The sequence below is a fragment of the Deltaproteobacteria bacterium genome, assembly GCA_020848745.1.
Taxonomy (GTDB): Bacteria; Desulfobacterota; Binatia; order UTPRO1; family UTPRO1; genus UTPRO1.
This window is the reverse complement of the sequence record JADLHM010000149.1, coordinates 100,671-120,328: the sequence shown is the minus strand read 5'-3', so window position 1 is coordinate 120,328 and position 19,658 is coordinate 100,671. Positions and strand designations below refer to the sequence as shown.

17 protein-coding genes are annotated in these 19,658 nt (G+C 68.4%); all 17 read left to right on the top strand.

Going from position 1 to position 19,658, the window contains the following annotated elements; genetic code table 11:
* On the top strand, nt 1-164 hold a 164-nt coding region (locus IT293_21675), incomplete at its 5' end, for a sigma-54-dependent Fis family transcriptional regulator (GenBank protein ID MCC6767269.1).
* 60 nt (nt 165-224) lie between these two features.
* Complete coding sequence (locus tag IT293_21670; protein MCC6767268.1) at nt 225-1,688, top strand: AAA family ATPase; 1,464 nt, start codon at nt 225-227, stop codon at nt 1,686-1,688.
* Between the two features lie 399 nt (nt 1,689-2,087).
* Nucleotides 2,088-2,588, top strand: a complete 501-nt coding sequence (locus tag IT293_21665; GenBank protein MCC6767267.1) for a hypothetical protein — start codon at nt 2,088-2,090, stop codon at nt 2,586-2,588.
* Nucleotides 2,589-2,791: 203 nt separating this feature from the next.
* Nucleotides 2,792-3,496 (top strand): polysaccharide biosynthesis/export family protein, encoded by a 705-nt coding sequence (locus IT293_21660; GenBank protein ID MCC6767266.1) that lies wholly within the window; start codon nt 2,792-2,794, stop codon nt 3,494-3,496.
* 15 nt (nt 3,497-3,511) lie between these two features.
* Complete coding sequence (locus IT293_21655) at nt 3,512-5,050, top strand: hypothetical protein (GenBank protein MCC6767265.1); 1,539 nt, start codon at nt 3,512-3,514, stop codon at nt 5,048-5,050.
* Entirely contained in the window at nt 5,047-5,844 is a 798-nt protein-coding gene (locus tag IT293_21650) for a CpsD/CapB family tyrosine-protein kinase (GenBank protein MCC6767264.1), read from the top strand. Before IT293_21655 ends, IT293_21650 begins: the two co-directional genes overlap by 4 nt.
* Before the next feature lie 37 nt (nt 5,845-5,881).
* A complete protein-coding gene (locus tag IT293_21645; GenBank protein ID MCC6767263.1) occupies nt 5,882-7,333 on the top strand; it encodes an O-antigen ligase family protein in 1,452 nt (483 codons plus the stop codon).
* The gene (locus IT293_21640) at nt 7,317-8,489 is read left to right on the top strand and encodes a glycosyltransferase (GenBank protein MCC6767262.1); all 1,173 of its coding nucleotides are present in this window, start codon (nt 7,317-7,319) and stop codon (nt 8,487-8,489) included. The genes IT293_21645 and IT293_21640 overlap by 17 nt, the downstream gene beginning before the upstream one ends.
* A complete protein-coding gene (locus tag IT293_21635) occupies nt 8,486-9,271 on the top strand; it encodes a polysaccharide deacetylase family protein (protein MCC6767261.1) in 786 nt (261 codons plus the stop codon). Before IT293_21640 ends, IT293_21635 begins: the two co-directional genes overlap by 4 nt.
* Nucleotides 9,272-9,295: 24 nt before the next feature.
* A complete protein-coding gene (asnB, locus tag IT293_21630; protein ID MCC6767260.1) occupies nt 9,296-11,251 on the top strand; it encodes an asparagine synthase (glutamine-hydrolyzing) in 1,956 nt (651 codons plus the stop codon).
* Nucleotides 11,252-11,256: 5 nt separating this feature from the next.
* Nucleotides 11,257-13,158, top strand: a complete 1,902-nt coding sequence (locus IT293_21625) for a sugar transferase (GenBank protein MCC6767259.1) — start codon at nt 11,257-11,259, stop codon at nt 13,156-13,158.
* A 16-nt stretch (nt 13,159-13,174) separates the two neighbouring features.
* The gene (locus IT293_21620; protein MCC6767258.1) at nt 13,175-15,214 is read left to right on the top strand and encodes a sulfatase; all 2,040 of its coding nucleotides are present in this window, start codon (nt 13,175-13,177) and stop codon (nt 15,212-15,214) included.
* 9 nt (nt 15,215-15,223) lie between these two features.
* Complete coding sequence (locus IT293_21615) at nt 15,224-16,258, top strand: glycosyltransferase family 2 protein (GenBank protein MCC6767257.1); 1,035 nt, start codon at nt 15,224-15,226, stop codon at nt 16,256-16,258.
* A gap of 12 nt (nt 16,259-16,270) precedes the next feature.
* Nucleotides 16,271-17,614, top strand: coding sequence for a radical SAM protein (locus tag IT293_21610; GenBank protein MCC6767256.1), 1,344 nt, complete (start codon nt 16,271-16,273; stop codon nt 17,612-17,614).
* Nucleotides 17,615-17,685: 71 nt separating this feature from the next.
* A complete protein-coding gene (locus IT293_21605) occupies nt 17,686-18,450 on the top strand; it encodes a glycosyltransferase family 2 protein (protein ID MCC6767255.1) in 765 nt (254 codons plus the stop codon).
* 9 nt (nt 18,451-18,459) lie between these two features.
* The gene (locus IT293_21600; protein MCC6767254.1) at nt 18,460-19,074 is read left to right on the top strand and encodes a metal-dependent hydrolase; all 615 of its coding nucleotides are present in this window, start codon (nt 18,460-18,462) and stop codon (nt 19,072-19,074) included.
* Nucleotides 19,014-19,631, top strand: coding sequence for an isoprenylcysteine carboxylmethyltransferase family protein (locus IT293_21595; protein ID MCC6767253.1), 618 nt, complete (start codon nt 19,014-19,016; stop codon nt 19,629-19,631). The genes IT293_21600 and IT293_21595 overlap by 61 nt, the downstream gene beginning before the upstream one ends.
* Nucleotides 19,632-19,658: the final 27 nt, after the last annotated feature.

Here is a 19,658-nt window from a genome sequence, read left to right as displayed (position 1 = left end):
TCAGCCACGTGCTGAAGAAGAATCGCGGCAGCATCAACCTGAGCGCGAAGCACGCGCTGGTCGACGCGGCGACGCTGCATCGCAAGATGAAGCTGCACACGCTGCAACGGGAGGACTTCCGCGGTCGCGAGCGCGGCGAGCCCGACCAGGCCCTGGTCGGCTGATCGCGTCGCATGTCCCGGGTCAGCTGAGCCGCCGTGGATCGCTCCCGGTGAGGTGACGGCGTGTATCGCGCGTTTTTCGGCTTCCGCGAGAAGCCGTTCAATCTCACCCCCGATCCGAAGTTCCTGTACCTGAACGCGAGCTACCGCGAGGCGCTCGCGGCGCTGCACTACGGGGTCGTCGACCGCAAGGGATTCGTCTCGTTGATCGGCGAGGCGGGCACCGGCAAGACGACGCTGCTGCGGCGGCTCCTTTCGGAGCTCCCGCGCGAGACGCGGAGCGTGCTGGTCATCAACCCGGCGATCGGCTTCGAGGAGATGCTGCGCTTCATCCTCTCGGATCTCGGGCGCCCGCCGGCCCCGGGCGCGACCAAGCTCGACATGCTCGAGGCGCTGAACGCCGAACTCCTCACCACGCTGGCGCGCGGCGGCAACGTCGTCGTGCTGATCGACGAGGCGCAGGATCTCACGATCCCGGTGCTGGAGGAGCTCCGGCTGCTCTCGAACCTGGAGACGGCGAAAGAGAAGATCTTGCAGCTCGTCCTGGCCGGGCAGCCGGAGTTCGATGCCCTGCTGGCGCGTCCGGAGATCCGACAGCTCCGCCAGCGGATCTCGGTGAGCGCGCGGTTGCGGCCGCTCGGGCGTTCGGAGGTGAAGGCGTACGTGGCGGCCCGCATCGCGGCGGCAGGCGGCGACGTGCGCGGCCTCTTCACGTCGGCCGCGCTCTTGCGCCTTTGGTGGTTCTCGGGTGGCGTGCCGCGGCTCGTGAATGCGGCCTGCGACAACGCGCTCGTGACGGCCTACGCGCGCGGCAAGCGGACGATCGGCTGGCGCGAGATCGGCGAGGCGATGCGCGACCTGCGTCGCCAGGTCACGTGGGCGCCGAGCCGGATGGGGCGCGCGGCCGCGCTGCTCACGGCGGCGGTTCTCGGCGGCGCGCTCGCGGGCGGCGGGTTGATGGTGGCCCGCGGCGGCGGTCGGACGTTCGCGCCGCGGGTCGCGTCGGCGACCGTCGTCGCCGCGACGGCCACGCCGCGCCCGTCCGGGACCCCGCAGATGCCCGCGGCCGCCGCCGTGGAGCCCGCGGCGACCGGGACGAGCGAGCCGACGTCGAGCCCGACGCCCTCCGGGACGTCGACCGCGACGCCGACGCTCGCCGCGACGCCGACACCGGGGGAGACGCCCCGCCGCGTCGAGGAGGCGCGGGCGCAGTCCACCCGCGTACCGCAGACCGGCGATCTCCGCGTCACGGTGAGCGGCGGCGATACGATCACGGATCTGGCGGTGCGGTACTACGGCAGCGCCGCGCCCCGGGTGCTCGCGGCGATCAAGGCTGCGAACCCGTGGCTCGACAACCCGAACGTGATCGCGGCCGGCAGGACGCTCGTGCTGCCGGGGCCGCGGATGACCGACGGGGCGCCGCCCGTGGCCGCGGGAGGTTTCCCGATCGAGGAGGGGCCGGGGCTCGACGACGAGGCTTCGCCGCCCGACGACCCGCCGGGGCTCGACGACGACGCCTTCCCGTGACGTGCGTTTCCGCGGGGATCCGCGTCCGCGTCGCCGCTTCCCGGCGTGACGGCTCCCGCCGTCGAGCGGAGACCGGATGTCGGCGGGACGGCGCAAGCGCGTTGCGAGGCTGCATGCCTAACCTCTCAGTGTGACTCGGTTTCCTCGGTGCCGTGTCAGGCCATCACCTGACGACGGTGCACGATACGGCAGAATCGCAACGTCTGGACGATCGGACAGCTTGAATCCTCGGCGCCGAGGTCGTTGCGCGCGGCTCGCCGTTCGCGCCGCAGGTCCACGCCTCAGCAGGCAGAAAGCCGATGCTGCGGTGTGGCGGAAAAGGTGTGGAATGTCGAGGTTTAGCGCGATTCCGTGGCATCGAACTTGCTCCGATTTCAAGCCAGATTTCTCTCTCCGCCAATGCACACCCCACAGCAGGAATGGTTCGTCGTCCGCACCAAATCTCGCAAGGAAGATCAGGCGCTCCTGAGCCTCGGGCGACGCGGCATCGCGGCCTTCTGCCCGCGTATCCTGGAGCCGGTCGGCTGGACGAACGATTGGGCGACGGTACCGCTCTTCCCGGGCTACCTCTTCGTCGACATCGTGCTCCACGCCGCGTACCATGCGGTGAGCTGGAGCCCGGGGATCAAGGGCTTCGTCTCCTTCGGGGAGATCCCAACGCCGATCGGGCGTGGCATCGTCAACTTTCTCCGCGAGCAGACCGGTCCAGACGGAATCATCAGGCCCGACCGGACCTTCCGGGCCGGGGAGCGCGTGCGCATCAAGCGCGGACCCTTCGCCGGACTGGTAGCGATCATCGAGAAGCCGTGTCCCGAGCGGGGCCGGATTCGGGTCTTGATGGATTTCCTGCGGCAAGGAACCTCGGTGGAAGTGCCTCTCGCGGCCGTCGGCCGCCTCTAGATCGCAAGAAATTCATTTCTCGGCTGGGTGAACCCAGCCGACTTGAGCTAGGGTGGTGCTGGTTGTGAAGAGATTGTCACTACTTACGCAATCTGCGATGGCGGAGCCTCGCCTCTGGTCGAGGCCGGCGCTCGTGCTCCGCCGGTAGCGAGGAAACGACGGCGATGACCCAGAAGACACCTCACCCGAGACGTGCGATCCGGATGCTGTGCGCGGGCGCGTGGCTCCTGCCGATCGTGCTTGCGGCATGCAGCAGCGTTGGCACCCGCAAGCTCGAGTCGCCCGAGGACGTGATGGCGCGGCAGCGTGGTCCGATCCAGCGCGGCGAGTATCGCCTCATGGTCGGCGACAAGCTGAACGTGAAGTTCCCGTATCACCACGCGCGCGACCAGGAGCTGCCGGTCCGGCCCGACGGCATGATCAGCCTCGACGTCACCGGCGAGATCCTCGCCGAGGGGATGACGCCGCTCGAGCTCGCCGAGGTCATCAAGCAGCGGTCCTCGCGCTACCTCAAGAACCCGGAGGTGGTGGTGATCGTGACCGGCATCGGCGATCGACGGGTGTACGTCGGTGGCGAGGTGAACCGGCCGGGGTTCGTGACGGTGCAGGAGGGGATGACTCCGCTCCAGGCCGTGATGGCGGTCGGGGGCTTCAAAGACTCGGCCCAGAAGAAGGACGTGCTCTACATCGCGCGCGGCTCGAACGGCGACTACAACGCGAGCCGCGTCGATCTCGAGGACGTGGTGATGAACGGGACGCCCGAGGTCGTGCGTCTCTCCGGCAACGACATCGTGTTCGTTCCGGCGACCCGCATCGCCAACGCGGGCGTCTTCGTGAAGCAGTACATCCGCGACATTCTCCCGGTCGAGTCGCGCGCCGGCGCGACCGCGCCGATTCCCATCCCGTGAGCGACGAGGGTCAAGGTGCAACCTGAGATCATGAAGACGAACGGCGGAGGGCTTCCGTACTTCGCCGAGGCTCCGCCGCAACAGGATGGCGCCGCGGCCATCAAGCTCATGCTCTACGCGGTGTTCAAGCGGAAGTGGCAGGTGCTGGTCGTGATCGCGGTCGTCGTGCTGGCGATGCTGATGACCGGCCTCACGCGTCCGCGCATCTACAAGAGCACCTCCAAGGTGATGATCCGACCGGGACGCGCCGAGGTGCAGGTGAGCTCCGGCGAGCAGCGCGAGATCACGCTCCCGGTCTCGGCCACCACCGAGCAGGTCAATTCCGAGATCGAGATCTTGAAGAGCGCCGAGCTCTCCCGCCAGGTGCTCGATCGCATGAACGCCGCCGGCACGCCGATCTTCGGCGCCGACACGGACCTTTCGGCGGACGAGCAGGTCGGCGTGTTGCGGAGCATGCTCTCGGTCGGCCCGACACCGCAGTCGAACGTGATCGCCGTCGAGCTCTTCGCCCGCGACCCGCAGAAGGGGCAACAGATCCTGCAGACGCTCGTCGACGCCTACCTCGATCGCCACGCCCAGGTGCACGGGGCGAACGGCGCCGCGCGGTTCTTCGAGGAGGAGCTCACGCGGCAACGCGAGCGCGTGCAGCACGCGGAGGGGAAGCTCTCCGATTTCGTCGAACGGGAGCGCATCGTCGTTCCGGAGGATCAGATCCGCTGGGCCGTGAAGGACGCGGTCCGGTATCGCGACGTGCTCCGTACGCAGACCAACAAGATCAGCGTCGCCGAGCGCAACCTCGAGATCATGAAGCAGCAGCTCGCCGAGCAGCCCGAGCGCATCTTTGCCGACTCCGAGCGCATCAATCCCGAGGCGCAGGTGCTCGTGACGAAGCTCGGGGAGCTCGAGGCCAAGCGTGCGAACGCGAAGCAGCTCTACACCGACGAGGACCGCACGGTCTCCGACCTCGACGGCGAGATCGCGATCTTGAAGGGACGCCTCGCGCTTGCGAAGGCGAGCGCCGGCGTGCCCGGGCGCGAGCGCATGAGCGCCAACCCCATTCGCGAGGTGCTCACGCAGGAGATCCTCCACCACGAACGGAATCTCTTCGACCTGCGCGAGCGGGTGAAGGCGCTGCCGACCTTCCTCGACAACTGGCGTGACCAGAACGAGGAAACCGCGGTCGCGTTGCGCAAGAAGACCATCGAGCTCGCGTCGCTCGAGCAGGACGTGTCGTCCGCGCGCGAGGCGTACCGGATGTTCGAACGGAAGCAGGACGAGGCGCGCATCGCGGAGGCGCTCGACAGGAAGGGCATCGTCAACGTCAGCGTGCTCGACCCTGCCAGCCTCGCGCTGAAGCCGTTCAACCAAATGAGCCTGGTGATGGTGCTCGCGGCGCTCATCGCCGGCATCGGCCTCGGAGTCGGCTCGGCGGTCGGCGTCGAGTTCCTCGGCCGGAACTTCAAGCTCGAAGAGCAGGTCGAGCAGTATCTCGAGCTTCCCGTCTTCGCGGTCATTCCCGACATCAGCGACGTCGTCGAGGTCGAACGGTCATGAGCAAGATCTACGAGGCGCTGCAGCGGGCGCAGGAGGAGCGGGAAGGGGCGGCCCCGAGCCCCGCCGCGGGCGAGCCGCAGCCGCGGCGCTCCTGGTGGCGCCGCGCCCCGAAGGCGAACGGCGCGCGGTCGCACGGCAGTCTGCACATCGATTTCGACCTCGCGCCCGACATCGAGGAGGCCTATCAGCGGCTCGGGACGCACGTGCTTCTGCCGAGCCGGGAGCAGCCGGTGCTCCGCGACCTGATGGTCGTCGCATCCCAGCATGGAGAAGGCGCGACCACGACGGCGGCGCTCTTCGCGTCGACGCTGGCCAAGCGCAAGAAGCTCGACGTCCTCCTCATCGAAGCGAATTTCCGCACGCCCGCGCTCGAGCAGGTGTTCCCGATCCGTCGGAACGGCGGGTTCGCGGAGCTCGTCGAAGGCCGGCAGGGCATGGAGACCGTCGTGCAGGCGACGGCGCAGCCTGGGCTCTTCGTCATCACGAGCGGCCACTACGAGAGCTCGCCCTCGGCGATCCTCGAGTCGTCCCGCTTCGCGGAGGTGATGGAGAAGCTCCACGAGCGGTTCCAGTTCGTCGTCTTCGACTCCGCGCCCGTGAACGTCTACACCGACGCCCTGATCCTCGGCCCGCACACGGACGGAGCCGTCTTCGTGGTCGAAGCGGACCGGACGCGCATCGACGAGGCGCAGCGCGCCAAGCGCCAGCTCGAACGGGCGGGCACCAAGATGCTGGGGGCGCTCTTCAACCGCCGCAAGAGCTATTTGCCGGCGTTCCTCGAGGAGATGATCTGAGCCGCGACCGCCGTCGCGCGCAGATCGACGAGGAGCGATGACCGTCGCGACCGAGCAGGTGCTGCCGGGGTCTCGCACGCCGGCCCGCGGCGGTCGCGGCGTTTCCGCCCTCGGGCTCGTGGGGCTCGCCGTGCTCGGGGCGCTCCTGGTGGTCGCGACGCGGGCCGGCCAGGAGGCGACCGCGGTCGCGCTCATCGTCGCGTCGATGTTGCTCGTGGTCGTGGTCGCGCGACCCGAGATCGGCATCTTGCTGCTCCTCACGAACTACCTCTTCGCGAGCTACCCGACCCCCATACGCGGCGGGGGGCTCCTGACGATCAACAACGTCCTCGGCATCATCCTGTCGGTGATCCTGCTCGCCGAGCTCTCGCAGCGTCCGGATTTCTGGATCGCCCGGGTCCGGCAGGTGCAGCTGTACGTGCTGCTGGGGGTGGTGTTCCTCTTCGGAACCTTCGCGTCGTACTGGACGTTTCCGGACCTCAGGATCACCTGGGGCAAGGTCCGTACGCTCGATCAGACGGCGCCGCTCACGCGTGATTTCGTGACGCGGTTCGCGTTCATCATCCTCGCCGCGAAGTTCCTGACCACCAAGCGCCACATCAAGATGGCGATCACCGTCATCTTGCTCTGCCTCGTCATGGTCGTTCCCTCGGCGCTCGCAGGCTGGGCAACGGGTGCGACCGCCGACGGACGCGCGGCGGCGGCATTCTCGATGGGCACGAACTCGAACCGCCTCGCGTTCCTCTGCCTCATGCAGGCGGCATTCTGGTGGTATCTCGGGCAGACGCAGAAGTCGCCGGCGGTGCGTCTCGTCATCTACGGCGTGATCGGGTCGCTCGTGCTGACGGTGCTGCTCACCGCGTCGCGCAGCGGCTTCCTCGGACTCGGGGTGCTCCTGTACCTCCTGACCCGCGAGCGCGGCGCGATGAGGGGCGGCCGCATCAAGGTGATTCTCCTGGCCTTCCTGATGGTCGGCATGATGCTCACGATCGTGCCCCAGGAGAACCTCGACCGCATCGCGAACCTCAATCCGTTCGCACAGGGACGGGGCGGCAACCTCGGCACCCACTCGACCGAGCGCCGCGTCGAGACCGTCGGCCTCGGATGGGACATCTTCCTCGAATATCCGATCTTCGGGATCGGGCTCGGAAACTTCCGCGAGGTCGCCCGACAGGTCTACAACGATCCGTTCTATAGACCGCCGCACAATTCCTACATCTGGGCGCTCAGCGAAGGCGGGATTTTCTGCTTCGCGCTCTTCTTGCTGCTCTACTGGGTGACCCTGCGTGATATTCGGTGGATCCAACGCTCTCCGGCGACGCCGTCGGATCTGCGCTGGATCGCGGCCGCCCTCGAACCCAGCCTCGTGCTGTTGCTCTTCTACAGTTTCTTCGCCGACATGTGGTTGAATCCCATCACCTACATCCTCGTCGTGCTGACCGTCGTCTTCAAACGCTACGTGAGCTCCCGCCGTGTCGTCCTCGCCTGACCAGACCCCCCGCGCGATCGCGTTCTTTTCGCCCGAGCTCGTGAGCGGCGGTACGCAACGGCACCTCCTCGAGGTGCTGCGGCTGATCGACCGCGCGCGCTTCACGCCGATCGTCGTCTGCGCCAAGGGGCACGGCCCGCTCGGGGACCAGATCCGCGCGGCGGGGGTACCGCTCGTCGAGCTCGGCCTCGGGCCGTCGATGGTGGGCCGCGATTTCCTCCGCTGCGTGCGGGAGGCCGCAGCGGCGCTGCGGGCGCACGGTGTCGGCATCGTGCAGTACTTCGAGTGGCGCGCCGGAACGATCGCGCTCCTGGCGGCCCGGCGCGCGGGCGGTTGCCGGATGGTCGCGGCGCGGCGAAGCGTCAACAAGGAGCGCGGCGTACAGCGCTGGCTCGCCGATCTCGTGGTGCACGCGGCGGATCGCATCGTCGTGAACGCCGAGATCCTGCGGCCGAGCGGCCGGGCAGGGGGGCGGACGGACGTGATCCCGAGCGGCGTCGATACGAATCGCTTCCGGCCGGGCGCGGACCGTGCCGCCGCGAAAGCGGCGCTCGGCCTCGACGCGGCGACGCCGGTGATCGGCACGGTCGGCCGCCTGGAGCCGCGCAAGGGCACCGCGACGCTGATCGCCGCGGTCCACGCGCTCGGCGACGCGGGGCGCACGCTCGCGGCGGTCGTCGTCGGTGACGGCCCGCTGCGGTCGGAGATCGAGCGCGACGTCGCCGCGCGCGGCCTGGCGTCACGGGTGCGGCTGCTCGGAGATCGCGCCGACGTCCGCGAGGTGCTGGCGGCGCTCGACGCGTTCGTGTTGCCGTCGCGCACCGAAGGCATGTCGAACGCGCTCCTCGAGGCGATGGCGATGGGGTTGCCCGTCGTCGCGACCACGGTCGGCGGAAACCCGGAGGTCGTTGCCGACGGACGGAGCGGGCTGCTCGTGCCGGCGGGCGACCCGGACGCCATGGCGGCGGCGGTCGGGCGCGTGCTCGACGATGGCGCGCTCGCGACCCGGCTCGGATCGGCGGCGCGGCGGGTCGTCGAGGAGCGCTACGGCTCCCGCAGCATGGTGCGGCGTCTCGAGGCCGTCTACGCGGCGGTCGCCGCGGGCGGCGAACACGCCGCGAACGGCCTCGCCGCCCTCGTCGCGGAGCCGCGATGAACGGCGCCGCGATCTTCGCGTACCACAACTTCGTCGAGCGCCCCGATGCGCCGGCGCCCGCGGCGCAGGCGTACGTCCTGAGCCAGGCCCAGTTCGCCGCGCACCTCGCCGCCCTCGACGCGCCCGGGCTGCGGCCGAGCCGGCTTGTCGACGTGCTCGCGACGCCGTCGTCGGGCCGCTTCGTCCTCTCGTTCGACGACGGCTATCTCACGGACTACACGGTCGCGTTCGCCCGGCTGGCCGAGCGCGGCTGGCCGGGGTGCTTCTTCGTGATCGCGAGCCAGGTGGGCGCCCCGCGGGCGCTCGGCTGGCGCGAGCTCCGCGAGATGGTCGCGGCCGGCATGGAGATCGGAAGCCATTCGCTCACGCATCCCTTCCTCCACCGGGCCGATCCCGACGAGATCCGCCGCGAGTTCGGCGAGTCGAAGCGCATCCTGGAGGACGGGCTCGGACAAGCCGTGCACTTCGCGTCGTTGCCGCGCGGCAGCGCCGCGCCGGGCATGGGCGCACTCATCAAGGAGCTCGGCTATCGCGCCTTCTGTACGAGCGAGCCGGGGCTCGTTTCGGTCCGCACCGATCCCTACGAAGTGCCGCGTATCGCGGTGAAGCAACGCACCACGCCGGAGTTCCTTCGTCAGGTCTGCACGGGCCGCCGCGTGGCCCTCGCGACCCTGCAGTCGTTTCACGCCGTGAAGAAGCTCGGAAAGCAGCTCGTGGGCGCCGAGCGTTGGCGACACATCCGTGGCGTGCTCATGGATGCCGCCGCGCGCGCGCGCGCCTGAACGTTTCGTTCGAGATCGTCTGACATGTGCGGGATAGTCGGCCAATACAACTACGGTGACGGTACGCCGATGAGCGACGGGACGCTCCATCGGATGTGCTCGGCGATCGTGCATCGCGGACCCGACCACGAGGGGCATTTCCTCGACGGCGCGTTCGGGATGGGCATGACCCGTCTCAGCATCAACGACCTCGAGGGCGGACATCAGCCGCTCGCCAACGAGGAGGGCTCGGTCGTCGTGGTCTGCAACGGCGAAATCTACAATTCGCCGGCGCTGCGTCGAGAGCTCGAGGCGCGCGGCCATCGGGTCACGTCGCACTCGGACGTCGCCGTCATCCCCCATCTCTACGAGGAGCACGGCGAGGATTTCGTCCGTCATCTCGACGGCATGTTCGCGCTCGCGCTGTGGGACGCCCGCAAGCGCATCCTCTGCCTCGCGCGCGACCGGATCGGCATCAAGCCGCTCTACGTCGCGACCCGACCCGGCGCGGTGGCGTTCGCCTCGGAGATCACCGCGCTCATGGCCGGCGGCTGGTGCGAGGATCTCGACCTCACGAGCCTCCATCACTACCTGTCGCTCGGATACATTCCGGCGCCCGGCAGCATCTTCGCGGGCGTGAGGAAGCTCGAACCCGGCACGCAGGCGACCTTCGCCCCGGGCCGGGCGCTCGCCGAGCGGCGGTACTGGCAGCTGCGCTTCGCTCCCGAGACCTCGGCGCGGCGCGCCGAGGACTACGTCGAGGAGGTGCGGGAGGCGCTGCGCGCCGCGGTGAAGAGCCATCTCCTCTCCGACGTTCCGATCGGGGTGTTCCTGTCGGGCGGCGTCGATTCGAGCGGTCTCGTCGGGCTCATGAGCGAGATGGCGCCGCAGAGGATCCAGACCTTCTCGGTCGGATTCGAGGAGAAGAGCTTCGACGAACTCGAGCTCGCGCGCCAGGTCGCGACCCGCTACGGGACCGAGCATCACGAGATCGTCGTGCGGCCCGACGCGCTCCGCGTGCTGCCGGCGCTGGTGCGACACTTCGGGGAGCCCTTCGCCGATTCGTCCGCCGTGCCGGTCTACTACGTGTCCGAGCTCGCGCACCGGCACGTGAAGGTGGTGCTGTCGGGCGAGGGCGGCGACGAGGTTTTCGCCGGATACGAGACCTATCTCGCCGGCAAGCTCGCCGCGCTCTACCGGCGGCTGCCGGGGGTGGTCGGCCGGAGCCTCGTCCCCGCGGTCATTCGACGGCTGCCGGTCTCTCACGCCAGGGTGAGCCTCGACTACAAGGCGAAACGCTTCGTTGCCGGCGCCGCTCTGCCGCTCGCCGACGGGCATTTCTGGTGGAAGGTGGTGTTGTCGGAAGCGGCGCAAGCCGAGCTTTGCGTGCGCGAGGCCCACGACCCGCGGCTCGAGACCGCGGCGCTGTTCCGCGCCGCCGCGGAGCGCGCCGGAACCGACGACTGGCTCGCGCAGCTCCTCGCGATCGACTCGCACATCTTCTTGCCGGACGACATCCTCACGAAGGCCGACCGCATGAGCATGGCGCACTCGCTCGAGGCGCGCGTGCCGTTTCTCGACACCAAGCTGGTCGAACTCGCGGCGCGGCTCCCGAGCGACGTGAAGCTCCGCCGCTTCAACAAGAAGTGGATCCTGAAGCGGGCGCTCGCCGAGCACGTCCCCGCATCGATCCTGCAAGCGAAGAAGCGCGGCTTCAACGTGCCGGTCGCGACCTGGCTTCGCAACGACCTGCGCGACATGGTCGCCGACGTGTTGTCGCCGACGGCGCTCGGGCGGGTCGGCCTCTTCGAGCCGTTCTACGTGCGCCGGCTGATCGCCGAGCACGATTCCATGCAGATGGACCACAGTCGCCCGTTGTGGACGCTGCTCGTGTTCATGAATTGGTACGACATGTGGCAACAGGCGCGCGCCCGCGCCGTCGCTTCTCACCCCGCAGTGCCAACCGCGGCCGCCGTCGGCCTGGCAGCCCGAGGATCCTGAGATCCATGAGCATGCTCACTCCCGTCAGCAGCGCATCCGTCACCCCGCGGATGCCGAGCATCGAGGCGCCAGAGCTGGCGCGTCCGTCCGCCGAGTCCGCCGCGCTCACGGTGATCGGCGGGGCGACGCCCATCTGGCAGCGCCTCGCGGCGATCATCGGCCTCGTGGTGTTGTCGCCCCTCGCGTTCGTCATTGCGGTCGCGATCAAGCTCACGAGTCCGGGCCCGATCCTCTATCGCGGCAAACGCCTCGGGCGTGGCGCCGCCGCCTTCACCATCTACAAGTTCCGCACGCTCGAGGTCGGCGCCGAGCAGCGGATCGGCGCGCGCCTGCTCGAGCACTCCGACGGCTTCTACACGCGCATCGGCCGCCTGCTGAAGCGCGCGAAGCTCGACGAGATCCCGCAGCTCTTCAACGTCATCTTCGGCACGATGAACTTGGTCGGACCGCGTCCCGTGCGGCCGATATTCCTGGAGACGCTCTCGCGCGAGATCCCGGGCTATCTCCGGCGCTTCGCGGTGAATCCGGGTATGACCGGCCTCGCGCAGGTCCGCGGCGGCTACTTTACGCACCCCCGCGACAAGCTCCGCTACGACGAGATCTACATCGAGAACCGCGGATGGTGGCTCGACGTCCGGTTGGTCACTCTGACGTTCATCAAGGTGTTGAACCGGTGGATGACCCTGGGGCTCCTGCTGACCGCGTTGTTCCTGTCGGCCGCGTTGCTCCCGGGCCTCTTCCACTACCCGTTCCAGCTCGAGATCGGCACGTTCAAGCTGAGCCCGTTCGAGTTCTTCGTGGCCGTGACGGCGGCGTGGATCGCCGTGCAGCGGTCGCCGCGCCACCGACTCTGCATCTACGATACGCCGGTGAACGGCGCGATCGGCGCGTTCGTCGGCTTCGCGCTCGTCGCGGCGCTCTTCTCGGGCGATCCCGCCTCCGCGATTCAGGGCGTCCTGTACTACGTCGCGACGGGGTTCTTCTTGACCTTCCTGATCGTGACGACGCGACTCTCGCAGACCGAAGCCAATCAGATCGCGACCGTCGTCGGCTTGTCGGCGGTCGCCGTGTCGATGATCGGCCTCATGCAGGTGGGGGTCGCGAACCAGCTCGGGGCGCAGAGCGCCGCCCGGATGTCGTCGACGCTCGGCAACCCCGTGCTCCTCGCGACGTACCTCGTGCTCGGACTGCCGTTCCTGTTGACGCAGATGCTGCACAGCCGGACCCGGGAGGTGCGCGACCTCTGGGTCGCGTGCGCGACCATCGCGCTCGTCGGCGTCTTCCTGACGCAGACGCGCATGGGCTTCGTTGCGTTGCTGGTGACGTTCGGAACGTTCCTCTGGCGGAGCCGATATCGTCTCCTCGCCATCGTCGCTCTGTTCGTCGTCATGGGGACGATGATCGCGCTCGGCGGCGCCCACCTCCGACTCTCTTTGCCGGAAGTGACGGCCGAGGCGGCGCGCCGCCGGGATGCGGCGCACGAGGTGTTTTCGGCGCCCGTTCCGCAGTTGCTGCTCGGGGTCGGCAGCACCCGGCGCCAGGCCGTTTCGCCCATCTCGGAGAAGGACCGTCCGTACATTTCGAACAACATGCACCTCACCCTGATCCGTCAGCACGGCTTGATCGGGTGGGGACTCATGCTCTGGATCTTCGGCGCGACGCTGCTCGCGCTGTACCGCGGGTACGACCAGATCCACGACCCGCACATGCGGCGCATCGTGTGGGCGATCTTCAGCTCGATGGTGGGCGTGTTGATCTCCATGACCGACGCCAACGTCTTCTTCAACGTGACGATCCAGATCTTCTTCTGGGGCATGGTCGGCGTCGGACTCGGCATCGTCACGCATCTCAGCGGACGGCGGCCGACGTTCCGCGTGCTGTGGCGCTTCGGCGAGCACGGAGACTGAGGGAGAAAGAGGAAGCATGACCGGAAGCGACACGCGCGTCGGCATCGGCGCCGGCATCGTCCGCGGCCTCGGAGCCGGGCTCGCGGCGGGCATCGTCTGGTGGCTCGTCGAGCAGGCCGTGAACTACGCCTTCGGCGGGGTCATCCCGCTCCGCCAGGCGCTGATCGTCCTCGCGCTGGATCTCGTGATCGCGGGAGCCGGCGGTCTCGTGGTCGGCGCGGTCCTCGGCGCGCTCGGGCGCGGCGATGTCGCGGCGTACGCGCTCGGCGTGACGATCGTGTACGGCCTGCTGCGCGTCTACGAGCCACCCGGCCTTCTCGCCGAGGCGATGTTCGTGGTGGTCGGCACCCTCGCGGCCGCGATCGGCGTGCTGGTCGCCGGGCGGCGAAGCGGCGCGCTCGGCTTCCTGCACGTGACGCTCGTCGCGACGGCGGCGCTCGCCATCGGCAAGACCGGCATCACCGAGGTGCAGAGCTCCTACTTCAGCAAGCAGGAGCCGAACGGCGTCGCACTCGTCCTGGTCCTCGCGGTCCTGCCGCTCGTGGGAGTCGCCGCCGACCGCCTCGTCGGCTGCGTGGTGCGGCGGGACGGCGTTCGTCTCGCGACGTGGGGGGTCGCGGCGGTCGTCGCCAGCTTGGTCTGGGGAAAGCCGCTCTCGGTCGCACCCTTCGAAGATCCTCGTCCGCTGCGCGCGGTCGCGCCCGCCGGCGCGCCCGACGTGTTCCTCATTTCGATGGACACGACGCGGGCCGATCACATGTCGACCTACGGCTACGAGCGCCGGACCTCGCCGCATTTGAGCGAGCTCGCCGCCGATGGCCTCAGCTTCACGCAGGCGCGCTCGCCGGCGCAGTGGACGGTGCCGGGGCACGCGTCGATGCTCACCGGGATGTATCCGAGCCGGCACGGCGCGCACTACGTCGGCGGCTGGAGCACGGGGCCGGCGATCTACGGACGGCGCCGCGTCTTCCCGCTCGCCGACGACCGCACGACGCTCGCCGAGGCGCTGCGCGACCGGGGCTGGGCGACGGGCGCCTTCGTCGCCAACTTCGCGAATCTCTTTCGGGGCTTCGGCATGGCGCAGGGGTTCCAGCGCTACGAGGATCATCCGGAGCTTCTGCTGCGGCCCATCCCGCACGTCGTCGGCTTCATGCAGCAGTTCTCGCCGGCCTTCATGAAGAAGCCGTTCCGGAGCGCCCAGGAGATCAACGGGGCCGCCCTCGCGTGGCTCGACAAGGTGCCGGCGGGCCGTCCCGCGTTCGTCTTCATGAACTATCTCGAGCCGCATCACTGGATCGCGGCGCCGCCGTACGATCTCTGGGCGCGCGAGCTTCCAGACGCCGCGCGTCTCGCGCGCAAGGGTCTCTTCACGCACGCCGTACCGGCCAACCTCAGCAAGGATGAGCGCGATTTCGTCGCGGCCAACTACGACGGGCAGATCCTCGCGATGGACGCGGCGCTCGGCGAGCTCGTGGCGGAGCTCAAGGAGCGCGGCCGCTACGAGAACGCGCTCATCGTGGTGACCGCGGACCACGGCGAGCTGCTCGGCGAGCACGACATCGTCGGACACGGCGGCCGCATGATGTACGAAGGGCTGCTGCGCGTCCCGATGGTCGTGAAGCTTCCCGGGGCTTCGCGTCCGAAGGGCGTCGTCGCCGATTCCGTGCAGCTCGTCGACATCCTGCCGACCGTCCTTCAGACGATCGGCGCGCCGCTTCCGGGCGGGGTCCAGGGCTCGCCCCTCCAGCAGGTCGCGCACGACAGCCTCGCGGAGGAGCACATCAATCCCGAGTTCGTGTCGTTCTACGGCGAGGTCTACAACCGCGCGCTGCGGGTCATCTACGAGGGGCCGTACAAGCTGATCTCCACCTCGCGCGGCGAGCGCTTCCTCTTCGACCTCGGGAAGGATCCCGGCGAGGAGCAGAATCTCGCCGAGCGCGAGCCGCAACGCGTGACCGGCATGGAGGACGAGCTCGAAGCGGCGATGAGCGCCATGGACTCGAACGTCGCGGCGGCCGTCGACCCCTACGCCGACCTCCACGAGCACATCGAATAGAGGAGCTGCATGCCCCCCACTGGTTCCCCCTCCAGCCTCACGGCGACGGCGCCGCGCATCTCGGTCGTGATGCCGGTCTACAACGCCGAGCGCTTGCTCGGAGAATGTCTCGCGGCGGTGAACGCGAGCACGTATCGCGAGTACGAGATCGTCGTCGTCGACGACAGCTCGACCGATCGCTCGCGCGAGATCGCGGCCGGACACGGCGCCCGCGTCGTCCCGAGCGGCGGCCGGCTCGGTCCGGGGCGCGCCCGCAACAAGGGCGTCGAGCAGTCGCGCGGCGACATCGTCTTCTTCATCGACTCGGACGTCGTCGTCAGGCCCGACACGCTGGCGCGCCTCGTCGCTGCCTTCGACCGCGACGCGGGTCTTTCGGGCCTGATGGCGGTGCAGTCGCCGACGATGCGGTTCCGGAATCTCTGCAGCGTCTACAAGAACCTCTGGATGCACTACACGTACGTGCGGCGGGCGGGTGAAGACGTGCCGCTCTTCTACACGACCGCGGCCGCCATCCGGCGCGACGTCTTCATCGCCTCCGGCGGATTCGACGCCAACTACGCCGATCCCAACATCGAGGACACCGACTACGGTCAGAAGCTCGCGCGCCTGGGCTATCGGGTCCAGGTTTTTCCCGATCTCGAGGTCGAGCACGTGAAGGGCTACGACCTCGCGGGTCTCCTGCGAGTCGACTTCCTACGCTCTATGTCGCTTGCGCGCCTGAAGCTTCGCAAAAGCGCCGACGGAATCGGGACCAATGATACGTCGGTGCCGACGGGGTACATCGTGAGCGTGCCGCTCGCGGGCCTCGCAGTCCTGCTCTTGCTGGTCGGCATGGCGCTCGGCAACCGGACGCTGCTGGTCGCGAATTTTCTCGCCCTGATGACCATTCTCGTGCTAAACATCACGTTTCTCAGGCTCATTCGCGCGCACGGCGGGGTGCGTACGTGGGGGCTGAGCTGCGGCCTGCTCATCATCGAGCTTCTCGCCGCCGGCGCGGGCAGCGCCGTCGGCATCGCAACCTATCTCGGCGGTAAGAAGTACTAGGAGGACTTCCTGATGGGCTACCTGGACTACCTGCGGCACGGCAGCAAGATGTTCTCGAAGAAGGGCGCGATGCCGGCGTACATGGTGTACTTCATCGCCGACGCCTGCAACGCGAAGTGCAAGCACTGCCTGCTCGCGGACGGCGCGCACCCCGGCTGGGAGACGCCGAGCATGCAGTTCAAGAAGCAGGAGCTCACGCTCGAGGAAGTCGACAAGATCACCGCGAGCATGGGGAAGAGCCTGATGTTCCTCCTACCGACCGGAGGCGAGCCCTTCCTCCGCAAGGACATCGGGGAGATCGTCAAGATCTTCTACAAGAACACGGGCGTCCGGAACGTCGGCATCCCGACCAACGGCTCGACCGTGGCCCGCACGCTGAAGATCGTCGAGGACGTGCTGAAGTCCTGCCCCGATCTCGATCTCGGTATCGACGTGTCGCTCGACGGCGTCGGCGCGCTGCACGACGAGATCCGGGTCTTCCCGGGGCTGTTCGAGCGCTCGGTCCAGACCTACCGCGAGCTGAAGAAGCTCTCGAAGCACTATCCGCGCTTGAATGTGAACGTCGAGACGACCGTCTCGGCGCACAACGACAAGCACCTGCTCGAGAACTACGCCTGGTTCCGCCGCGAGCTCGAGGTCGACAACGTCTTCACGCTTCTCACTCGCGGGTCGCCGAAGGAGTCGATCGCGAAGTTCTTCGACGTGAAACTCTACGAGGAGTACGCGGATCTCATCGAAGAGGACATGAAGTCCGGCGCGCTCTCGGGGTACGACTCGTTCCCGTTCGCCGACTTCATCAACGCGAAGCGCATCGTCCGTCATCGTCTGATCGCGGAGATCGCCAAGACGAACACCTACCAGATCCCGTGCTACGCCGGCTCGCTCGGCGCCTGCATGTTCGCGAACGGCGACATCCTGCCGTGCGAGCTCCTGATCGACCGCAAGCTCGGCAACGTCCGTGACGTGAACTACGACTTCAAGAAGATCTGGTACAGCCAGAAGGCGGACGAGACCCGGAAGTTCATCCGCGACACGAAGTGCTTCTGCACCTACGAGTGCTTCCTCACGGTGAACATCCTCTTCAACCCCCGCATGATGCCGAAGATCCTGAAGGAATGGGGGGGACTGAAGATCCGCAAGGCGATGCGGGCCCTCGGCCTCGCCGAGAAGAAGCCCTCGGCGATCCTCTCCCATCCGAAGGCGCAAGGCGCGTGCATCAACGGCGCGATCGCCGCCCACAACCAGAAGGTCTTGAGCGGCGCCAACGGGCACGCGAACGGCCACGCCAACGGTACGTCGAACGGCGTCGCGAACGGCAGCGCGCGCGCGAACGACGAGACGCACCCGCTTCACTGATCACGACAGGGTCGCGGCCCGCGGCCGCGGCCCTCCCACCTCACAAACCCCATTCGACCGGAGGTCCCCACATGTATAGAGGCAAGCGCATTTCCGTGGTCATTCCGTGCCACAACGAGGAGGACGGCATCGCGGCCGTCATGGCGCAGATGCCGCCGATCATCGACGAGGTCGTCGTGGTCGACAACAACTCGACCGACCGGACCGCCGAGGTCGCGACCGCGGCGGGAGCACGTGTCGTCAAGGAGAGCCGCAAGGGCTACGGCTACGCGCACAAGGCGGGGTATGCCGCAGCCAAGGGCGACATCATCGTGACGATGGACGGCGACGGAACCTACCCGCCGGACAGCGTGCCGCTTCTCCTGTACGTGATGCTGGAGGAGAAGGTCGACTTCATCACCGCTCGCCGCTGGTACTCGAAGAGCGGCGAGGTGAAGAGCCCGATCCGCCTCCTCGGGAACGCGATCCTTTCGGGCGCGATGATGACGCTCTACTTCAAGTTCATCATCGACTCGCAGTCGGGCATGTGGATGTTCAAGAAGGAAATCCTCCCGGAGCTCGACCTCACGTCGAACGGCATGGCGCTCTCCGAGGAGATCAAGATCGAGGCGTTCACCCACCCGGGCATCCGCTGCCTCGAGATGCCGATCTATTACGGCGCGCGCATCGGCGAATCGAAGCTCAACATCTGGCGCGACGGCTTCTACAACCTGTTCTTTCTCGTGAAGAAGCGCTTCATGCTCCGGAAGAAGCCGCCGCGCCTGCGCGTGGTGGAGCCGATCCGGCCCGCGGCGGCCGACGTGGCCGAGCCGGTCGAGCGTCGCGCCGCAAACTGACGAGGCTCCATGGCGCTGCCGATCGCGCACGCGGCGGCGGGCTATCTCGTTCATCGCGCGGCGCGACGCGTCCCGAGCCGGGACCGATCGTCGGCGGGGGCGTGGCGGCGCGCGGTGTCGTTCATGGTGATCGGGAATCTTCCCGACTGCGATTTCCTGATCGGATTCGTGGTGGGACGCCCCGGGTTGGTGCACCGGGGCGTCAGCCACACGATCCTCGCCGCCGTGATCTTCGGCGCGCTGGCGGGGATCGTCGCGCGGAGCCTGCGAGGGAAGCGGTTCCTGCCGACGGCCCTCGCGTTCGCGGTTGCGTACGGCTCGCATCTCCTGCTCGACTGGCTGACCATCGACTCGCGCCCTCCCGAGGGGGCGCAGTTCCTGTGGCCGTTCTCCGACGCATACTACATCGCGCCGGTCGCCATTTTCCGGGAGATCCACATCGACGGGCTTACGCGCGCGGGTTTCCTCGGGAGCCTCCTCGGTTGGCCGACCGTTCTCGTCCTGGCGCGCGAGGCCGCGCTGGTGGTAGGAGCCGTCGCGGTGTGGTGCGCCGTCGAGATCGCGTGCGCGCGTGTTGCGGCCCCCGCGCTCCGCCTGAAAGCCAGTCCGGAGGACGGCGCCTGATCGGGTTCTGGCCGCTCGCCGCCCATCTCGCGACGCTGGCGGCGCTCTTCGTGCGCTTCGTCGACCCCGAGGCGGCGCGTGCCCCGCGCCACCTCGTCGCGAGCGCCGCGGACCTCGCGCTCGTGCGGCGGCATCACGCGCTCTTCTACCTGCTCCTGCTGGCGGCGCCGGTGGAATGGTGGCTGCACGGCCGCCCCGCCGCTGCGTGGCAGCTCGCGGGCGCCGCGCTGGCTGCCGCGGGCGTCCACGGGTACCGCCGCGCCGGTCGCGCGCTCGGCGATCAGCTCGGCCCGCTCGTCGCTCCGGTCGAGCCTGCGCGTCTGATCGATCGCGGCTGGTACGGACGGATCCGCCATCCGATGTACCTCGCCGAGCTGGCGCTGGCGTTCGGGCTGCCGCTCGTTCTCGCCGCGCGCTGGACGCTCGCGCTGAGCGGCCTCTTCCTCGCCGCAGTCGTCCATCGCATCGAGATCGAGGAGCGCGCTCTGGCGGCGCGATGCCCCGAGTACGCCGCCTACGCCTCGCGCACCTCCCGCCTCGTGCCCCATGTCTACTGACGCTTCCAACCCCCGGCCGTCCTGGCC